The organism is Paenibacillus sp. FSL H3-0329, assembly GCF_037963285.1.
Taxonomy (GTDB): Bacteria; Bacillota; Bacilli; order Paenibacillales; family Paenibacillaceae; genus Paenibacillus_AQ; species Paenibacillus_AQ odorifer.
This window is the reverse complement of sequence record NZ_CP150150.1, coordinates 214,440-231,067: the sequence shown is the minus strand read 5'-3', so window position 1 is coordinate 231,067 and position 16,628 is coordinate 214,440. Positions and strand designations below refer to the sequence as shown.

The 16,628-nt window shown below is 42.8% G+C and carries 14 protein-coding genes; 7 read left to right on the top strand and 7 right to left on the bottom strand.

The genetic code is table 11. The features are described 5' to 3' along the window. The first annotated feature begins 271 nt into the window (after positions 1-271). On the top strand, positions 272-406 hold the full coding sequence (locus NSQ66_RS01110) for a hypothetical protein (protein ID WP_256720279.1): 135 nt from the start codon (positions 272-274) through the stop codon (positions 404-406). Between the two features lie 128 nt (positions 407-534). On the opposite strand, the gene NSQ66_RS01105 is transcribed toward NSQ66_RS01110, so the two are convergent. The 3 genes from NSQ66_RS01105 to NSQ66_RS01095 form a co-directional block, all read right to left on the bottom strand. Next, the gene (locus NSQ66_RS01105) at positions 535-2,916 is read right to left on the bottom strand and encodes a phosphoketolase family protein (protein ID WP_170914216.1); all 2,382 of its coding nucleotides are present in this window, start codon (positions 2,914-2,916) and stop codon (positions 535-537) included. A gap of 294 nt (positions 2,917-3,210) precedes the next feature. After that, positions 3,211-3,933, bottom strand: coding sequence for a GntR family transcriptional regulator (locus NSQ66_RS01100; RefSeq protein WP_036687196.1), 723 nt, complete (start codon positions 3,931-3,933; stop codon positions 3,211-3,213). A gap of 87 nt (positions 3,934-4,020) precedes the next feature. Further along, positions 4,021-4,209, bottom strand: a complete 189-nt coding sequence (locus tag NSQ66_RS01095) for a hypothetical protein (protein WP_076101096.1) — start codon at positions 4,207-4,209, stop codon at positions 4,021-4,023. A gap of 311 nt (positions 4,210-4,520) precedes the next feature. Here NSQ66_RS01095 and guaD point away from each other — a divergent pair, with 311 nt between their 5' ends. The 3 genes from guaD to NSQ66_RS01080 all read left to right on the top strand — a co-directional run bounded on the left by guaD (position 4,521) and on the right by NSQ66_RS01080 (position 8,630). Continuing rightward, entirely contained in the window at positions 4,521-5,885 is a 1,365-nt protein-coding gene (gene guaD, locus NSQ66_RS01090; RefSeq protein ID WP_038568158.1) for a guanine deaminase, read from the top strand. A 38-nt stretch (positions 5,886-5,923) separates the two neighbouring features. After that, positions 5,924-7,276, top strand: a complete 1,353-nt coding sequence (locus NSQ66_RS01085; RefSeq protein ID WP_076141437.1) for a solute carrier family 23 protein — start codon at positions 5,924-5,926, stop codon at positions 7,274-7,276. A gap of 202 nt (positions 7,277-7,478) precedes the next feature. Then, complete coding sequence (locus NSQ66_RS01080) at positions 7,479-8,630, top strand: glycosyltransferase (RefSeq protein WP_036687347.1); 1,152 nt, start codon at positions 7,479-7,481, stop codon at positions 8,628-8,630. 48 nt (positions 8,631-8,678) lie between these two features. Here the strand turns inward: NSQ66_RS01080 and NSQ66_RS01075 are convergent, their stop codons facing one another. Further along, positions 8,679-9,020, bottom strand: a complete 342-nt coding sequence (locus tag NSQ66_RS01075; protein WP_036687189.1) for a nitrous oxide-stimulated promoter family protein — start codon at positions 9,018-9,020, stop codon at positions 8,679-8,681. A gap of 203 nt (positions 9,021-9,223) precedes the next feature. Here NSQ66_RS01075 and NSQ66_RS01070 point away from each other — a divergent pair, with 203 nt between their 5' ends. The 3 genes from NSQ66_RS01070 to NSQ66_RS01060 all read left to right on the top strand — a co-directional run bounded on the left by NSQ66_RS01070 (position 9,224) and on the right by NSQ66_RS01060 (position 12,906). Continuing rightward, positions 9,224-9,706, top strand: a complete 483-nt coding sequence (locus tag NSQ66_RS01070; RefSeq protein WP_038568157.1) for a sigma-70 family RNA polymerase sigma factor — start codon at positions 9,224-9,226, stop codon at positions 9,704-9,706. Continuing rightward, positions 9,703-10,311: a zf-HC2 domain-containing protein gene (locus NSQ66_RS01065; RefSeq protein ID WP_076141438.1), complete on the top strand. Its 609-nt coding sequence runs from the start codon at positions 9,703-9,705 to the stop codon at positions 10,309-10,311. The genes NSQ66_RS01070 and NSQ66_RS01065 overlap by 4 nt, the downstream gene beginning before the upstream one ends. 213 nt (positions 10,312-10,524) lie before the next feature. Further along, positions 10,525-12,906, top strand: coding sequence for a N,N'-diacetylchitobiose phosphorylase (locus tag NSQ66_RS01060; protein WP_076141439.1), 2,382 nt, complete (start codon positions 10,525-10,527; stop codon positions 12,904-12,906). Between the two features lie 74 nt (positions 12,907-12,980). Here the strand turns inward: NSQ66_RS01060 and NSQ66_RS01055 are convergent, their stop codons facing one another. The 3 genes from NSQ66_RS01055 to NSQ66_RS01045 all read right to left on the bottom strand — a co-directional run bounded on the left by NSQ66_RS01055 (position 12,981) and on the right by NSQ66_RS01045 (position 16,628). Continuing rightward, positions 12,981-13,391: a hypothetical protein gene (locus NSQ66_RS01055; protein ID WP_036687183.1), complete on the bottom strand. Its 411-nt coding sequence runs from the start codon at positions 13,389-13,391 to the stop codon at positions 12,981-12,983. Beyond that, positions 13,384-13,833, bottom strand: coding sequence for a LytTR family DNA-binding domain-containing protein (locus tag NSQ66_RS01050; RefSeq protein WP_038568151.1), 450 nt, complete (start codon positions 13,831-13,833; stop codon positions 13,384-13,386). The genes NSQ66_RS01055 and NSQ66_RS01050 overlap by 8 nt, the downstream gene beginning before the upstream one ends. 209 nt (positions 13,834-14,042) lie before the next feature. Further along, entirely contained in the window at positions 14,043-16,628 is a 2,586-nt protein-coding gene (locus tag NSQ66_RS01045) for a metallophosphoesterase (protein WP_076141440.1), read from the bottom strand.

The following is a 16,628-nucleotide window of genomic DNA, read 5'->3' as shown; positions in this document are numbered from 1 at the left end:
CCTTCTTCAGTCAGGTCCTTTCGGATTTTTTTTTCTGCATTCATCGCTCATCTTGAACGCCTGGATGTATAAATCCTATTCCATGTTCAGCCCTTCCGCAGCTGTTGCAACAGCTTGCGTACTATGGCGTCTGCTGACTTCTGTGCACTCAGCCTACTCTCACAAGTAGGGTTACGAAGTATACTCGCCTATCACACAGATCTCCCCAGGTAAGAACGCTATCTTCCTCTCCATCTATCTGCTTCATTTACTCTCGTACGCCTTTGGCAGTATGGACTTTGGTTTGTTGTGCAACCTCATCCAGCCTACGTTAGCCTTGTATGAAGTTCGTATTCCTCAGACCGGAGATTTGCCGCTGGCTTCCTTCAGATTCCACCTCGCGGTGGACACCCTTGCCTTAAGCTAATGGCTACTACTGCCTTCGCCATTCGGGACTTCAACCCTATAGATAGCGCCCATGCTGGGCGCACACAAATAAAAAGACACCTCTAAAGGTGTCTTTTTGTATTACTTCCTATGGTACTGGCTATACGTTTATTTCAAAGCTTTCCATACCCAGTTCTCTACTTCTGGCAAATCAATACCCTCTTCACGAATGAATTGGTGATGTTTCTTAACGATAGCATCCATTTCATCTGCGATCGCTTTATAGTCGTTAGCATTAGGCAAGCTCAGAACAGCTTCCTTCGCCAAGTCAAAGCGGTCCATTTGATTCAATACGCGCATATCGAATGGTGTTGTGATATCGCCATTCTCGCGGTATCCGTGTACGTGCAGGTTATGGTTATGGCGATCAAAGAACAAGTCTTTAATCAGACCTTCATATCCGTGGAAAGCGAAGATAACTGGTTTATCTTTTGTGAAAAATTGATCAAACTCTTCGTCAGATAAGCCACGCGGATCTAATTTTTGACTTCTCAGTTTCAACAAGTCTACCACGTTGATATATCTAATCTTAAGGTTCGGCAGTTTTTCATGCAGGATAGAGATTGCAGCCAAGCTTTCGATAGTTGGTTCTGTACCTGCAGAAGCAAAGACAACATCAGGCTCTCCACCTTGATCGGTGCTTGCCCAGTCAATAATCTTCAGTCCTTTATCCACCAGCTCTTGTGCTTCATCCGCACTGAACCATTGTGGACGAGGATGTTTGGAAGAAACGATCAAGTTAATTTTTTGACGGTCATTTAAGACGGTGTCAAAGACAGCCAGCAAGGAGTTCGCATCAGCCGGCAAATACTCACGGATAAATTCTGGTTTTTTATCAGCCAAGTGACCTAGCAAACCTGGATCTTGGTGAGTGTAACCATTGTGGTCTTGTTGGAATACAGTTGAAGTTGCTACCACATTCAATGATGGAATATCCGCACGCCAGCTTTGATCTGTTGCTTTACGCAGCCATTTGAAATGCTGAGTAATCATCGAATCCACGACACGCAAGAAAGCTTCATAGCTTGCAAAGAAACCATGGCGACCTGTCAATACGTAACCTTCAAGCAAACCTTCTGCCTGATGTTCAGACAATTGGGAATCGATAACACGGCCATAAGAAGCTAGGAATTCATCATTCGGCTCAATCACTTGATCCAACCATTGACGTTTCGTCACTTCAAAGACAGGTCCCAGACGGTTGGACATTGTTTCATCCGGTCCGAAAATTCTGAAATTGCGGTTCTCTTCGTTCAGAGAGATAACATCTTTCATGTATTTACCCAGAACGGCCATATCTTGTGCTATTACTTCACCTGGTTTGGAATTATCAAGTGCGAACTTACGGAAATTCGGTAAGTTTAGATCTTTAATTTGGTTGCCAGCATTAGTAACTGGGTTCATTCCCATACGTCTGTCGCCAGTTGGCAGGATCTCAGCAAGTTCAACATTCAGACGACCATTCTCATCAAATAATTCTTCTGGTTTATAGCTGTTCATCCACTCCAATAACGCTGGAGCGTGCTTCATATTCTTTTGATCCACTGGAATCGGCACCTGATGGGCACGGAACGAGTTCTCATTCGGAACACCATCCCATTGCTTTGGACCCGTCCAGCCCTTAGGAGAACGGAAGACCAACATTGGCCAAACCGGACGCGTAAGGTCATTGTTGTCACGTGCATTCTTTTGAATCGCTTCAATTCTTTCTACGATGGTATCAAGCACCTTAGCCATTTCTGGATGCATTAGATCAGGATTTTCGCCTTCAACGAAGAACGGTTCCCAACCCATACCTTTAAAGTATGCAGTAATTTCTTCTTTGGATTGACGAGACAGAATCGTTGGGTTACTGATTTTGAAACCATTTAAGTGCAAGATCGGCAGAACTGCACCATCAGTAACTGGATTGATGAACCGGTTGGAGAACCATGAAGCCGCTAATGGGCCAGTTTCAGCCTCTCCATCACCAATAACAACAGCGGAGATCAAATCTGGATTATCCAGAATAGCACCTACACCGTGGGATAGAGAATAACCTAATTCGCCACCTTCGTGGATCGATCCAGGTGTTTCAGGGGCAGCATGGGAAGCAACTCCACCTGGGAAAGAGAATTGTTTGAACAATTTCTTCAGACCTGGGATATCTTGTGTAATTTCCGGATAAATTTCAGTATAGCTACCATCGAGATAGGAGTTTGAAACCATGACCTGACCGCCATGACCAGGACCCTCGATATAGAACATATTCAAATCATATTTAGTAATGACCCGATTCAAATGGGCATAAATAAAGTTCTGGCCGGGAATAGTTCCCCAGTGTCCAATTGGCTTAATCTTTACGTCTGCTTCTTTCAGCGGTTCTCTTAACAACGGATTATCTTTCAAATACAGTTGACCTACAGAGATGTAGTTAGTTGCGCGCCAGTATGCATCAAGCTTCTCTAAATAAGTTTTTGATGAGTAATCAACATCCATGGATAATACCATTTCTTCCACTCCCCAAAATTTTTTCTGTGTCTACATTGCCGTAATTTCTTCCACAAGTACATCATACCGCCGCCAAAAATTAATTCAACCTTTTCAACAAATGATACGGTCCAATTTTGTGAAAATATGAACATAGTATGAAAAACGGTGTCAATTGTCTGTAAAAATACGTCAATATTAATATATATGTAAAAATATGGGCTGAAGTTTGCGGGAGATATTTGCTGCTTTTCCTTCATCTATTTTACGCAAAATAAAAAAAATAAGACCGAGAAAAATTCCCCAGTCTTACTTTTAATGAACGGACACAAAGGTATTAAATTTTAAGTATTTATAGTGGAAACGCATATGGGAGAATTCAAAGGGTGTGCCATTATCTAAAAAGAAAATCCCTTCCATAATGCTTACTGGCTCATTCGCCTGCAAATGCAGCAGCTCTTGATCCGTAGCCTCAGAGGGTTCTGCGGATATCGATAAAAAGGATTTGGTTACCGCCAGGTTCCGTGAATCCTCCAAATAATTAAAGATAGATCCTTCAATAATAGTCTGATTTAAGTTCTGCACGATTTTGATTGGGATATAACCCGTTTCAATCATAAAGGGTTCATCATCAAAAAGACGCAAGCGAACGATTTTGTATACAAAATCATGTGGTCCTAAAAACAGATCCCGTTGCAGTTCTTCCGTTGGTGGAATGACCTCGAATTTCAGAACTTTAATCTTTGGCTTCTTCCCATTCATTTGAAAATTGTCGGTGACACCTAAATTAGAGCCTTCGTAGTTAAAAATAGATTCATTTTTTATGTATAAAGGATTTATAAATGTCCCTGAGCCACGCTTTTTAAAAATAATGCCGGCATTTGCCATTTTAGTCAGAGCACTTTTAATAGAACTACGACTCACTTGATAAGTTTCACTAAGCGTTCGTTCATCCGGTAATTTCATATCGGGAAACTGCCCAGCAAAAATTTTCATTTTTAAGTCATCAATAATTTGTTTGTAGACAAACTGTGTCATGAAGTACTCCTTTTCAGGTCGATACAAGTTTTATTTCAATCTTTACTATAACATAATAACCAGACGTTTATAATCTATCCGGCCACCTTATTTACGACGGCGATTTGTCATGCGATTGTACATCACTAAACCGGCAATGACCATGCCCAGCGTCCCCATACTACTAGCTGCTTCAGCCTGCATACCAAACAAAATGCACAGGTTAGTGACCAAGCTTTTTGTAAGTACAGCAACAATAATTAACATCAACGGGCGCCAAATGTTGTATCTTCTCATCCAGGCAACACTCCTAATCCAATTTTCTCAAACTATTGATCGATTTCATCTATTATATCACAAGATAGTAACCGCATTCATTTCCTATAACCGTAAAGGAATCGAAACACACCTGCATTTTTTACTTCCCTCTATCTTTTTCTGTATTCTAGCATAGCGAACATGACGTCTATGCGTCATATTCGGTTTCAATTCCTCCGCTCCTCCTATCCGTCAATTACGCCTTTATTCGACTTTTGGTCTGGACTTATCCTTTTTCACGGATTATAATAACGAATGCACACCAAAAGACGAACATTAAGGCGGAAATTATGAGAAAATATATGCAAATATTCCTAGGCACTTCATTTTCTAGCCTATCCCCAAAAGAAATTCAAATTTTAAAGGACCATCTCTTCTGTATCAACACGGATGGGATGATAGAAATGATTGTTGCACCGAAGCACCCCGACTATCAACCCTTGCTTGATGCTTATCAAGGTCAGGACAATTTTCATGTATTAGCTGAAGGCCAGTATTTTTTGCCCGGCTTTATCGACCTGCATGTTCACGCGCCACAATGGGCTCAATCTGGAACTGCATTAGATATTCCACTCTATGATTGGCTAAATACTTATACCTTCCCACTGGAGTCTAAATTCTCGGACCTGGCTTTTGCAAAAAAAGTCTACGATGACGTGGTTGGCACTTTGCTCGCAAACGGAACAACTACAGCACTTTATTTTGCAACGGTGCATAAAGAGGCCAGTTTATTATTGGCTAAAATATGTGCGGAAAAAGGGCAACGTGGACTCGTTGGAAAAGTGGTTATGGACGATCCGCAGGGAAATCCTGAGAATTACCGCGACTCCGACACCCACACCGCACTAGTGGATACGGAAGAATTTATACTAGCTGTACAAGAACTCGCTAAATCTACTAAACAAGGCGTATATCCGGTAGTGACACCAAGGTTCATTCCAAGCTGCACTAATGAGGCTTTACAAGGCTTGGGAGAACTAGCCGCTAAATATGATACGTATGTTCAATCGCACTGTAGTGAAAGTGATTGGGCGCACGGTTATGTGCAAGAACGGTTCCAGAAGAACGATGCTTTTGCCTTGCATGATTTTGGTCTGCTCAGTGATAAATCTGTAATGGCACATTGTAATTTTTTAGATGAAGATGATGTGAATTTGTTTGCAGAGACAGGAACAGCTATTGCTCATTGTCCGATATCCAACGCGTATTTTGCCAATAGTGTTATTCCGATCGCTGACTTCCATGCCAAAGGCGTGGAGATTGGTTTAGGCTCTGATATTTCCGGAGGTTTTTCACCTAGTCTCTTCGATAACATTAGACAAGCCGTAATGTCTTCAAGAATGCTGGAGGATGGTGTGAATCCTTCCCTGTCTGCACCAAATCGCGGAGTACCCGGATCACGGATTACGATCCATGAATCCTTTTATCTTGCTACCGCTGGCGGCGGGGAAAGCTTAAGCTTACCTATCGGCCGGTTACTAGAAGGTTATACCTGGGATGTTCAAATTATTGATACGAAATTACCGTCGGCGAAATTGCCCATCTTTGATGAGAATGAGGATTTGCAAGATATTTTTCAAAAGATAATGTATCTGGCCCGGCCTGAAAATATCCGTGAAGTCTGGGTACAGGGTGAAAAAGTTCATTCGCGTTAAAGATTAATTAAACTAAAAAACTTAAGGTGGGCATCGGAGTGAAAACACAAGCAAACGTACAAGAGCAAGCACATTTGGAATCACAGCTATTAACTGTCCTACCCGATGAAAAAGTTTCATTTAGTAAATCCGTCATTCTCGGTTTTCAACATGTATTGGCTATGGATGCCTATGTAGTGCCATTCCTTATTGCGATGTTAATCGGCTTACAACCCAATCAGTCCAGCGCGTTAATCCAATCCACCTTTATTGCCGCAGGACTTGCAACGATTGTGCAAACCTATTTCTGTATGAAGCTGCCTATCGCTCAAGGTCCTTCTTATGTTCCGCTTGGTGCGATCGTCAGTATTTATGCGGCTAGTGGTGGCGGGGAGCTCGGTTGGAGCTCCGTGTTGGGTGCCAGCTTAATCGGGGCCATCCTGGTTATTATTTTGGGCTATGCTGGAATTTTTAATAAAATCGTCAAAAACTTTATCCCACCTATCGTAGGAGGCACAATCATTTTCATTGTAGGTCTATCTTTATTGCCTGTTGCGATCAGAGATAATATCTACGGAGCCTCCGGCGCTTCAATTAATCAAAACGTATTATTAGCCCTTATTTCAGGCGCTACACTGCTTATTTTTGTGATTCTCGGTACTTTGTTCCGTAATAAAGGATCTATCTTCCGAATTCTTTCCGTAATGATGGCGTTAGTAGTCGGATGTATTTCCGCTAATATTATGGGCGTTTTAGATTTCTCAGCGATAAGCAACGCTAAATGGTTTAGCATGCCGCGGATCGCTTTTGTTGATTTCGGCTTTTCCTTCAACTTTTCAGCTATTATCACCATGGTTATTATTTATATCGTGCTGCTGGCTGAAACAACAGGCACCTGGTTTGCGGTCAGCAATGTAATCAATAAACCTTTGACAGACAAAAATATTAACCGCGGCGTAATTGGAGAAGGAATTGGCTGTCTTATTGCCTCTGTGCTCGGTTCGACTCCTGTTACAGGTTATTCAACTAATGCAGGGATCATCTCCATTACAGGTGTTGCCAGCCGCCGGGTCTTTCTCGCTGTAGGAGGATGGTTTGTCCTCTTTGGTTGTTCTGGTAAACTCGCCGCTTTGATCTCTTCCATTCCATCCGCTGTAATCGGCGGCGTCTTCGCCATCATCTGCGGCATCATCGCAATTAATGGTGTGCAAGTAATGAAGAATGTAACTATCGGCGAAAAAGAAATGTACATTATTGCCTTACCTATGATCATCACCTTGGCGTTGGTACTCATTCCTGGTGACTACTTGAACTCTTTACCTACATTCGTGCAGTATTTATTAGGCTCACCTATCCTAGCTGCTTCATTGGCAGCGATCTTATTGAATAAATTATTACCTAGTGGAAAATAGAAAATAAAAAGGAGCAGCCCCTAAAGGAATCGATAGATCTCCTTTAGGGGCTGTCTTTTTTAAAGATCATCCCATATTGGCCCCTGTCCACTGCCTATTTCGATCCTTAAAGGCGTTTGACTAGACCAGGCTAAAGTCCCTGAATATATTGTTATTATTTATCCTATTCAAGGGCTTTTATTAAATGGTGGGGGTGATCATTCTGGCTATCCGTTACAGCATCATAATTCCAACCTATAACCGACTTCAGCAGCTGCTACTTACACTCACTTCATTCGAGACACAGACCTATCCGAAGGATCGATTCGAGGTGATCGTCGCAGATGACGGTTCTACAGATGGTACCAAGGAAATGGTCGAAAGCTTTCAAACTTCTTATCCGCTTATTTATGTCGCTCAGCAGGAACAACGCGGCCGTTCTGCCGTGAGAAATCTGGGGCTGAGTCAGGCAAAAGGGAAATACGTCATCTTCTGCGATGCTGATTTTCTAGTATTCCCTGACTTCATTAGGATCGTAAACCAGTATCACCGTAAATATCCTAAGTCCATAATTTCAGGTATTCCACACTCATGGGATGACGCTTATACCCACTACTACCCAGACTTTTCTCCTGAAGAAAAAGAGCATTGCCGCAATACACTTTCGGCTTCTAACTTATGGAATCCCGACTTCGAATCAGCGACTGAAATCATCCCATTAATCACACCCAATGATATCCTTCAGCAGACGGAGACGTTATCAAAAGTCACCTTTCCCTCAAGAGTTCCTCCAAATACTAAAAAGCAATTTGCCAGCACAGATGTAGCCCCTTGGATGTTACTCGTCACACGTTGTGTGTCCATAAGACGCAGCCAATTAACTCGTGCTGGAGGTTTTAATGAACAGTTTATCCTCTATGGACTCGAAGATTGGGACCTTGGGTATCGACTGCATCGATTAAAAATCCCTTTTCACAGCATCAAAGAAGTTGTCGGCGTTCACCAAGAACATCCAACCCACTTCAGAGGAAATCTCATAAATATTGAGAATCTAAAAATCATGTTCAAAAGCTACGGATTCAATGACTCCTCCCTAAATCTGTTCGCCCTTGTTCCCCCAAACGAAGACTTAGAGAAGTACAAACATACTATACGGGTCTTGCGCAGAGGATACCGAACGAAGTTAACACGTTCATCAGCAATATTAATGAGAAGAACGTTACGGATTGCCGCCAAACAGCTCTATGAACCCAAGGATACCGCCGTATACCAAGAGTCGTTAAGACGAATAAGTGTAAAAGTAAAGAGAAGAAAAAGCCGGGTTGCCCGTGTTTTGCGAGAGATTTTGGTGAAGGCTGAAAAGCTGGGAGAATAATACCTAAAAATACATTAAACCGGGCATCAAATGATGTCCGGTTTTCACTTATTTTCTCAATTTATTGGGTAGCGGAATATGCCTAATCGACTCAATGGGATGATAGAGCAGCATCCACGGACCAGAAAAACGCATAACCCCTTTAATTCTTTGGCGATAATCCGGTTTGTAACAATGAACAGGACATTTGGCACAAGCTGTTTTCTCTTCACCAAATTTACAATAGGCTAGCCTCTTCAGCGCATACTCATTTAATTCCTGACATTCCTCACAAAACCCCTTATGATGATGTTTTTTCTTACAATATATACGAATCATTTTGGTAACAAGCTCTTGTTCTTTTTGAATTTTAGGACCCTCATTTAACTGCCGGTTTACCTTTGTTATCATATATGAACCCCCTTGTAACTTGTACAATAAGATCTCATGTAATTATAAAGGGTAAACCTACTGTGAAACCAGCCTTAACGCTGAACTTCCTTAATTCCCTCACATACCGGGGTTGAAAGCGATAATTGTATAAATCAATTTTTTTAAAAAAACTTGTAACGTTTATAGCTTTTTACGGATATATAACTTGAGGAGGTGAATGGATGCAGGACAACGAGCAATTATACAGGGAATATTCAACCCAAGTATATAAATTCGTATTTAGCCTTTGTCATAATCACTTGCTGGCAGAAGAAATTACCCAAGAAACTTTTTATAGAGCTATAAAATCGATAGACAAATACGATGGGACCTGCAAAGTATACGTATGGCTCTGTCAAATTGCTAAACATGTGTGGTATCAGGAGCTGGACAAGCAGCGCAAGCGGAAGTCTGAGGAATTAGAAGACGCTTCTTTGGCTAACGCAAATTCAACAGAATCCCAGTTCATTTTTGCTCAGGACAAAATGGATTTATTTAAACAACTTCATTTACTTGATCCAAATACCAAAGAAGTATTATATCTGCGTTTAACCGGAGAATTCAGTTTTCGGGAAATTGGCGAAATTCTTGGAAGAGATGAAACCTGGGCAAGAGTTACCTTTTACCGTGGAAAACAAAAATTGATGAAAGGAAGATCTTCATGAAATGCGAGATTATTCAGGATTTATTACCTTCCTATATTGAAAAGCTAACCTCTGTACATAGTAACGAAGAAATCGAAAAACACCTGCAATCCTGTGAAAGCTGCCTTCAATCCTATAATGAAATGACCGCCACAGCAAATCTAAGTGTGCCTATTATTGATAAAGAGGAAGTTAACAAACTCAATTATTTTAAAAAAGTGAAAAAAAAGAATATAAAAACTCTCATTTTTTCCGTCTTATCGGTACTTATACTGGCTACGGCCCTTATTGGATTTTTTGTTATCGGTTTCCCTGTATCCTCTAAAGATGTAGTCATAGATTATCAGAAGACAAAGGATCGTTTGGAGGTTCATCTAACTTTGGAAAATGGCAAGGACCTCGTGTTCTCAGGAAAAACTAAATTTATCCGCGATGAGAATAATAATGTAATCGGTTCTGAAACTAGGTATACGCCTAGAGGTTTACTTCATAATCCCTTTGATAATGTAGGCAAAAAAGTTATGTTGGGGACGGAGATTCATACCGATCTGGATTTTCCAAACAAGTTTATTCTTGAATTCAAAGATAAAACTATGACGTTTGTTAATGGTGTTTTAGTGGAGTAGACATGCCGCAAAAATAAAAAAAGACACCTTTCAAGGTGTCTTTCGCTTTACACCTACCAAAAAAGTTAGCATTTTTGTTCGTTTTTTCGCTAAAATATAGGGTTATCGATTTACTAAAAGTATCTTATAATAAAATTACACATGGATATTTGACCCCTTTGTGAACGCGCGTTTATAGATTGACCCATTAACCACTTAATAGGAGGAATGGTTATGCAATATGGTTATTTTGATGAAAAAAACAAGGAATACCTCATTACCAAGCCGAATACGCCTGCCCCTTGGGCGAATTACCTCGGCTCGCCGGAATATGGCGCGATCATCTCAGGTAACGCAGGCGGTTATAGCTTTGTAAAATCTGGCGCAAATGGGCGGCATATCCGTTACCACTTCAACTCTAAGGACGAGCCCGGACGCTATATTTACGTGAGAGATTTGGAGAACGGGGATTATTGGTCCGGCTCCTGGCAGCCTGTGGGTAAAGATCTGGAGCAATATAAGTCCGTATGCCATCATGGAACCGGATACACGAACCTCGTCTCGGATTACGATAACATCCATACAGAATCATTATATTATGTGCCACTGAACAAAACCTACGAGGTGTGGCGCATGAAGGTGCGCAATGATGACTCCAAAGCACGCAAGCTGGCTCTCTTCGGATTTGTTGAATTAACCAACAATAACAACTACGAGCAGGATACCGTCAACCTTCAGTACACTTTGTTTATTTCACGGACCTACTATAAAAATAATATGATCCTTCAAGTCATCAATGAAAACACCCCCGAAGAACAGACCTGGAGATTCTTCGGCGCTGCAGGTGCAGAAGTTACCGCTTATGACGGTGACCGGGATACGTTCCTAGGCGATTACCGCAGTTATGGCAATCCAGCCTCTGTCGAGAACGGCCAATGCTCCAATTCATTAAACTACAATACTAACTCCTGCGGTGCCCTGCAGCTTAACGTAGATTTGCAGCCGGGAGAAGAGAAAGAAATCGCATTTCTACTGGGACAGTATGATGAGAAAGGCGCTTCCGAGATTCTCAGCCATTATAAAGACTTGTCCGTGGTAGATAAAGAACTCGAAGAGTTAAAAGCATTCTGGCACAGCAAGCTTAACCGCTTCCAGGTCCAGACACCAAGCGATAACCTGAACAACATGATCAACACTTGGAATGCATATCAATGCTTTATCACTTTCATCTGGTCACGAGCAGCCTCTTTCCAATACTCCGGTCTTCGTAATGGACTGGGCTATCGGGATACGGTGCAGGATATTCAAGGCATCATTCATCTGGATCATGAGATGGCCCTTGAACGTCTTAGACTGATGATATCCGCCCAGGTTTCCAACGGCGGTGGACTTCCGTTGGTGAAATTTGACCACAATCCTGGGCATGAGGGCACACCGGATGATCCGGAATATGTACGGGAAACTGGTCATCCCCATTATCGGGCCGATGACGCTTTATGGCTGTTCCCAACCGTCATTAAATACTTGAATGAAAGTGGCAACTGGGATTTTACAGATGAAATAATCCCTTATTCGGATAAAGGTGAGGGCACTGTGTACGAGCATTTGCGCCAGGCGCTTCAGTTCAGTCTGGATCGTATGGGCGCACACGGCATGCCGGTTGGGCTTCATGCCGACTGGAACGATTGTCTACGGCTTGGAGCGAAGGGCGAGTCGTTGTTCGTCGCATTCCAGCTGTATATGGCATTCAAGGTGTTCATGGAAATTGCACAAAATAAGAACAAGCCTGAAGACATTCAATGGGCGCAGGGCCTGCTTGATGAGCTGGACGATAACATTCAAAAGCACGCTTGGGAGAACGATCAATTCGTCCGCGGATTTACAGAAGACAACTATACCATCGGCTCCTGGGAGAATGATGAGGCCAAAATTTGGCTTAATCCGCAAAGCTGGGCCGTATTAAGCGGTGCAGCCCGCCCGGATCAGGCGAAGCTCTCCATGGACAAAGTGTATGAGAATCTGCGGACCGATTACGGCACTATGTTATTCTACCCACCGTTCCGTGAATACGGTTTGCCAGTAGCGTTGATGGCTCTTTTCAACGCCTCAACTAAGGAAAACGGCGGCATCTTCAGCCAGCCGCAGGGATGGCTCATTCTGGCGGAAACCATGATTGGCAACGGTGGGCGCGCGTTCGAATACTTCCTGAATTGCAGTCCGGCCAGCATGAACGATAAGGCCGAAATCCGCAAACTCGAGCCTTATGTACATGGCCAGTTTGTCGAGTCCAAGGACAGCCCATATCAAGGCCGGGCCCATGTCCACTGGCTGACCGGCACCGCTTCAACCGTGATGGTCTCCTTGGTGGAAGGTATTATGGGGGTTCAACCGCAATTTGATGGCCTTCGCCTCAACCCGTGTGTTCCTTCCGACTGGACAGACTTTTCCATGGTCCGGGAATTCCGTGGGAAGAAGCTGAACATCCAGGTGGAGAACAAGAAAGGTGTACAAAAAGGGGTTACCCATATCGTTATTAACGGTGAAGAAATTCAAGGCAACCTGATCCCCGTCGCCAAAATGGCGCCAGAAAACAACGTGCTCGTTATTATGGGTTAAAGCGTATTTATGAGGAATAGATAGGAGGACGGACCGATAAGGTGCGTCCTCCTGTTTTTACAATTAGAACGAGGTTATTTCAAAATTTTATTTAACTCCTCAGCTTGTTTCCTGCTATTAATTCTGGCGTAGAAATAGAAAGCTATAGTGTGCAGTATAACCGATAACAACAACATTCCAGGCAACCAGGGGCTTATGAAGTTGAACATTTCTTTTGAGAATAACCACACCATTCCCATTCCGCCAAATATACTGAAGGTCGAAGAAATCAGAATATTCCAAAGCGGTCTTAACGTGAAATAGTTCCACAACACATTGTACATCACTCCGAATATCCCCGCGGAAATAATGGCGATACCTGCAATACGCCATAGATATAACATATCAATAGATTGATCCTTGAAAAACACAGTTAACAGTAGCGTTATCCATAAAGAAGTTAAAGTAAACACCTGAAAAAATGAATTTTTTAATTGATTAACCATGATAGTTCCTCCTGAAATTTTTAATATAATAGCGGCTGACAAAATAACAAGAACCATTCGTCAGAATCACTTTTATTCTCGCATTATCCGTTGCTGAGAACTCTTTTATGTAGCTGGTGTTGATTATGGTCTGATTATTAATTTTTATAAACTGAGGTGAATTCAGAACTTCTTCAACAAATTTCAATCGTGTATTAAGAAGAAACATTTCTCCCGTAATTACACGTACACTGCACATACGGCCTTCCGGCTCTATGACCGCGATTGAGCTGGATACAATCGAGACATTGCGATCATTTTTGGCGTTGATGACCATGATCCGTTTCTCCGATGTTTGAATGGCTACTTCGATATTTGCCCAATGTTCCTTTTCAGCCGGGTGGGTTGTTACTTTCGTAGTACCCCGGTCCATTTCTATGTCCTCTTCAAAAATGATTTCCAAGTTGTGCTGCCTCCTCTCAGGTTTCATATTATTATCAAAAAAGGCCTATGACCACTATCTTACGTTTTCTTGCATTAATTTGTCTGTTTGTTGCAAGATAGCTGTTTCCGCTTCCTCCCCGAACGAAAAAAAGACTGCCGGGACCTTCCCGACAGCCTGAACTCATTCTCATAATTGGCAAACCAAGTTTCTTCGCCTGTAACAATCCTCTACAACCTCGGGTCGATCTCTTTCTCTTTCGTTACCTCGAATAACAAGTTTGCTGCAATTTGCTTGTAGTCCTCGTTGTCAGACGAGATCTCATCCAGCTTCACTTCTAGCATTTGTCTGCCCAGCCGGTGTTCGATTAAGGACGTACGAAGCTTAGGAGCGATATTCTTCTGCTTCATCAGCTTGGCATACTTATGTGGAAACTTGTAGTCGTACCCGTAGATGATCGACAGGTAGCCCGGATTGCGGACCTTCATGTATGGGACTACCCCCTGCTGTTCTTGCTCCGGTTTGATTACAATTCCCTCCATATGTTTCTCTACCGTTATCTTTGCGAAATACTCCTCTGCTCTGATGTAAGCATCAGGCTCTTTCAAGTCCAGAACCAGAGATTCATCCTCGTTTAAGAACCTGTATAATTCGGAGGTTTTGCCGTCAGGTACCCGTTCAGCGCCATTCTCCAGCACTTCCTTCAGGATTGCAAAAGGTTTGTATGTTAATTCCGCATCACCCGCATACAGCTCCAGTTGCTGCTTGTATACTCGGTAGGCTTCGTCACGCTGGTCAAGATCTACATACGATTCTCTTATGTCACGGACATGCTTAAAAGTCTGGTAAACATGAGACCCATAGTTATTGTTAAGCGTCTCTTTCGACATATGGTGCTGGTCTTGTTCAAACCCGCTTACTTCAAAATCCTGTATCAGTTTACCCAGTGACTCCTCAAATCCATATTGTCTTAAGAAATCCAGCTCTGTCTCCAGCGCTTTGCCAATTGGCCGGAACTGACGCTCAATTAACCCATCCCCAAGCGCTTTCCAAGGCAGCAGCTCGCCATCCAGTAAAAGCACACGGATCCCCTGCTCAGCCATATAGGTTCCGAATTTATGAAGCAGCTGTTCGTAGATAGGCGTCAGATCGACCGCCTGAACCTTATAGCCGTTCCGGCTAATTGCGTAACACTGCTCTATATCCCGATAAAGGTACAAACTACAGCGTGATCCCATATATTTAGGCTGCAGAACGACTTCTGAAATACGACGTTCGGCAAAATAATCCAACCCTTTTTGCAGAGACTCAAGCTCACCGGCAGCCACATCCTTATCCGCAGGTGACATCGTCCCGGAGATGAAGTTGACCCGGTTCTGCGAGGAATACTGCAGTCTGCGCACAGACTCGTAATCAAGCTCCAGCAAGGATACGGTTTGCTTTTCCCGGAACAGGATAGTTAGCTCTTCGTGCACCGTAGTCACATGCGATTTTTGACTTTTATAGAAAGGTTTAAACGACATGCGAACAGAAGTTAGTTCATTACCCTGCGCACTCCCTGTGTCGAGGTGGAGTTTGTTTTTGATCCGAAAAGTCTGCTTGGCTGCAATATGTCCGAAGAGATGAAAGGGGTGATTACTCACAGCCTCTTGCTTTAGGAAATCAAGCTGTTCCTCAAAGGAAACCTCACGATCCAGCCGAAAGTTACGCTGATGGCGTAGTGAATTCGTATCCAGCTTACCAATGTACTTATTACGGCAAGGAGCATGGGTAACATAAAAAGAAGGACCTTGCATACCGATATAGCGGTAAAAGGACTGGGATTGCTCCACTAAAGCCGAAAATTTACTAAAAAGCGCGGGATCCTCCTTAAGCACTTGGGTGGAATCAAAGTACGTTCTTAGCAGTTCCGGATCGGTTCCTTGAATCTCCCCCTTTACGTACTTGTATACAAAGTTCTCGTGATTGCCCATAACAAATAGGAAATGCTCGCGGTTATCAAATAAGAACTCAATCGTCTCCCGCGTCTTTTTACCCTTATCAATCCAGTCACCAGCAAGAATGACTCGTGTGTTACTGAGCTTATCTGTTGCACTTAACTTACCTTCGTGCTCCCGATAGCCGTAATTACGTAATAGTCCCTGAAGCTCTTCGACACACTCATGAACATCCCCAACCACAATATACTCTTGTGCTTGTAGAAGTACCGTAGATGCGTAAGTATCCCAATCCTGTATAATCACCCGGTAGTCCGGATTAGGTATCCCTTCACCCTCGAGAATAAAATCTTTAGCACGCACTTTATGAATCTTGTTGTAACCTTCCCGTGACAGAACAGGCAAGACTTCTTTTCTGAGCCGGTTTAAATGATTGGAGATCAGCTTCTTCGAGCGCTCTGAGGCGTAGTAATCCTCCCGTTTGCGGTAATCAAACAGAATAACCTCCAGATTGTAATTATTTTGCCCGGCGATCTCACGGACTTTACTACGATAATCTTCGGATAGCCCAATGGTATCCATCACCACAAACTCCGCATTAATCGGAAAAGAAGTGACTAACTTCAATCTCTCAAACAATAATTGAAAGGTATGCGAACTCGCCTCCAGCATAACCTGATCATACTTATCATAGTCGTAGCCCAATATCTCCTGACGGATACTATCCGAGGATAAGTACTGCACATTCGTACGTAACCCTTTAGAAACATCCTCTAGTTTTAACTGCGGGATCAGAACTTCTTTAGCAAAGGTCGATTTCCCACATTCCGTTGCTCCTACAAGCAGAAATATGGTATGTACACGTGTTTGAATTTCCAC

Coding starts and splice junctions, on each gene's coding strand:
- NSQ66_RS01110 (WP_256720279.1), top strand. CDS start 272: ATGGACTTTGGTTTGTTGTGCAACCTCATCCAGCCTACGTTAGCCTTG.
- NSQ66_RS01105 (WP_170914216.1), bottom strand. CDS start 2,916: ATGGTATTATCCATGGATGTTGATTACTCATCAAAAACTTATTTAGAG.
- NSQ66_RS01100 (WP_036687196.1), bottom strand. CDS start 3,933: ATGACACAGTTTGTCTACAAACAAATTATTGATGACTTAAAAATGAAA.
- NSQ66_RS01095 (WP_076101096.1), bottom strand. CDS start 4,209: ATGAGAAGATACAACATTTGGCGCCCGTTGATGTTAATTATTGTTGCT.
- guaD (WP_038568158.1), top strand. CDS start 4,521: ATGAGAAAATATATGCAAATATTCCTAGGCACTTCATTTTCTAGCCTA.
- NSQ66_RS01075 (WP_036687189.1), bottom strand. CDS start 9,020: ATGATAACAAAGGTAAACCGGCAGTTAAATGAGGGTCCTAAAATTCAA.
- NSQ66_RS01070 (WP_038568157.1), top strand. CDS start 9,224: ATGCAGGACAACGAGCAATTATACAGGGAATATTCAACCCAAGTATAT.
- NSQ66_RS01065 (WP_076141438.1), top strand. CDS start 9,703: ATGAAATGCGAGATTATTCAGGATTTATTACCTTCCTATATTGAAAAG.
- NSQ66_RS01060 (WP_076141439.1), top strand. CDS start 10,525: ATGCAATATGGTTATTTTGATGAAAAAAACAAGGAATACCTCATTACC.
- NSQ66_RS01055 (WP_036687183.1), bottom strand. CDS start 13,391: ATGGTTAATCAATTAAAAAATTCATTTTTTCAGGTGTTTACTTTAACT.